The sequence below is a fragment of the Candidatus Sodalis sp. SoCistrobi genome (genome assembly GCF_900143145.1).
GTDB lineage: Bacteria > Pseudomonadota > Gammaproteobacteria > Enterobacterales > Enterobacteriaceae > SoCistrobi.
Map to the genome: position 1 here is coordinate 1 of NZ_FRDB01000322.1, position 2,317 is coordinate 2,317.

Below are 2,317 nucleotides of genomic sequence, written 5' to 3' on the forward strand. Positions count from 1 at the left end.
ACCCGGCGGATATTTCCAACAGATGACTCGGTACTTAAACTGCTCTATCTGGCGTTGCATAATATTTCCGCCAAATGGACCATGCCACTCAGAGACTGGAAACCTGCTATGAGCCAATTCATGTTGACGTATGGAGAACGAATCTCCAGTTAAGCGATGGAGCCATTTACACAAAAAAATTTACAGACCCGTAATACCAGTAATAAGGGCAACTTTATTTTTCAAAATAACTCCTGAAGGTATCATGGTCGTGGTGTCAAGATTGGGCAAGTGTAGCTCTTTATTATCTTAATCCATAGCCTGCAATGGGAAATATTAAGTTTCCTATAGAACAGCGGAGATAAGACTATTTCCATTTTCATTCATGCCGGATTTGAAACCTTTCCGTCATGCTGACGTAGAATATGCCGACCTGAGTGCTTTCAGAAAAGAAATGCCCAATTTCGTTAAGGAAGGGACACTCCACTTTATTCTCAATCTCAACCTTAACCTTAACCTTAACCTTAACCTGTACCCCAGCCCGACCCAAACCCAAACCCCAATCCCGACCCCAACCTAAACCTGTACCTCAACCTCAACCTTTAGTGCCATTGCCATTGCGACAACCCGCCCTGTTCGGCCGGCGATGACGGCCAGATAGGCGCCGCCCGCCGGCGTTAGTCGGGTGTTTGGCTCAGGGTGAAAAGCGTTTCCCGCACCCAGCGCTGGGCAGGATCGCGGTGGGTCCGTTCATGCCAGACCGCGGTTTTGCTAAAACCCGGGATCGCCAGCGGCGGCGCCAGGGTGACCAGCCCTTCGGCATGCCGCGCCAGCCGCCGCGGGACGATGGCGATAAGGTCGTTTGAGCGAAGAATATCAGGCAGTACCAGAAAACTGTTCACGGCTAACGCCACGCGCCGCGTCAGCCCCAGGTCAGCCAGTGCTCTGTCGGTTGCGCCTGTAAAACCGCCGTTGGAGTAAGACACCAGCGCATGATCGAGTGCGCAGAAGCGGTCAAGGGACAGGCGGCCGCTAACGGCGTCGGGGTGACCGGCGCGCATGACACAGACGTAGCTTTCTTGAAACAACACATGAGAGTGCAGGTCCGGCGGCGTTGTCTCCGGCGTCAATAGCGCAATGTCGATGTCGCCTTGTTCAAATTGCGTCTGTAGCCGGCCGTGGTCGACCGCCACCACCGCTACCCTGATGCCGGGCGCCTGCTGTCTGAGCATCGTCATAAGCGGTACCACCACCGCGCGCAAGGCATAATCGGTCGCAGCGAAGGTCAAGGTCGCGCAGGCTGTGGCGGGCTGAAATGTCGGTGGTTTGAGCATACCTTCCACGTCGCCAAGCAGTTGCTTTACGGGCGCCGCCAGCGCCAGCGCACGCAGCGTGGGAACGATGCCCCGCTGGGTGCGGACAAATAGCGGGTCGTCAAAACTGTCACGCAATCGCGTCAGCATACCGCTGACCGCAGGTTGCGTCAGGGCCAGCCGCTGCGCGGCGCGGGTAACGTTGCGTTCGTCCAGCAGAACGTCCAGCGTTTTCAGTAAATTAAGATCCATTTGTCTGATATCAGTTGGCATGATGACTATGATTACATTTAGCGATTGGATTTATATCATGCTAGCACGCAACCTATATAGCCTCCATCAGGTGACGATTGCACGCATTCGGCGTCGTCGTTTCAAGCTACAACGAGAAGGTAAACCATGAACGCCATTATCTGGCCCGCGCAGTATCAACCGGGCTTTTCCGACAATTTCGTTTCCAATGAGGTCATTGAAGCCGGCCTTGGCGCAGCCGAGATCTGGCCGTGGCTTAACGATGCCGTGCGCTGGCCGGATTACTACACGAACGCCGCCAACGTTCGCTTATATGACCGTGCCGGTCCCGCGCTGGCACCCAACGTCCGTTTCTATTTTGAAACCTTTGGTTTCCCGGTAGAGGCGCAGGTCGTGGAGCAGGTGGTGCCTGACCCAGGACAACCGGGACGGCTGGCGTGGCATGGCTGGGCAGGGGAGGGTGAAACGCGTCTGGACGTACATCATGCATGGCTTATCGAGGATTGAATAACCCCGAGTTTATTAGAGAGTAATTTTGGCAATACTACGCCGCTTCCTCTGATGCTAATTGCAAAGCGTAATAGTTCATTTCGGCTTCAGTAGGAGGGATGTAACCCAGCCGCCCGAGCAGCCTTCTGTTGTTGTACCAGTCCACCCAGTCCAGCGTGGCCAACTCCACTTCCGTCCGGTTTTTCCAGCTCCCGCGGTGGATAACCTCCGTTTTGTACAACCCGTTGATACTCTCTGCCATCGCATTATCGTAGGAGTCGCCG

At 54.6% G+C, this 2,317-nt stretch carries 2 protein-coding genes and 2 pseudogenes; 2 read left to right on the forward strand and 2 right to left on the reverse strand.

The features are described from left to right. Positions 1-153: pseudogene (locus tag CINSTRO3249_RS15195) on the forward strand (IS256 family transposase); the annotation flags it as partial. A 503-nt stretch (positions 154-656) separates the two neighbouring features. Here the strand turns inward: CINSTRO3249_RS15195 and CINSTRO3249_RS15200 are convergent. Next, a complete protein-coding gene (locus CINSTRO3249_RS15200) occupies positions 657-1,565 on the reverse strand; it encodes a LysR family transcriptional regulator (RefSeq protein WP_074013844.1) in 909 nt (302 codons plus the stop codon). A 126-nt stretch (positions 1,566-1,691) separates the two neighbouring features. On the opposite strand from CINSTRO3249_RS15200, the pseudogene CINSTRO3249_RS15205 reads away from it, so the two are divergent. Further along, a pseudogene (locus tag CINSTRO3249_RS15205) lies at positions 1,692-2,048 on the forward strand (SRPBCC domain-containing protein); the annotation flags it as partial. A gap of 40 nt (positions 2,049-2,088) precedes the next feature. On the opposite strand, the gene CINSTRO3249_RS15210 reads toward CINSTRO3249_RS15205, so the two are convergent. Next, positions 2,089-2,317 (reverse strand): integrase core domain-containing protein (locus tag CINSTRO3249_RS15210; RefSeq protein ID WP_143146879.1); only part of this gene is annotated, 229 nt, incomplete at its 5' end.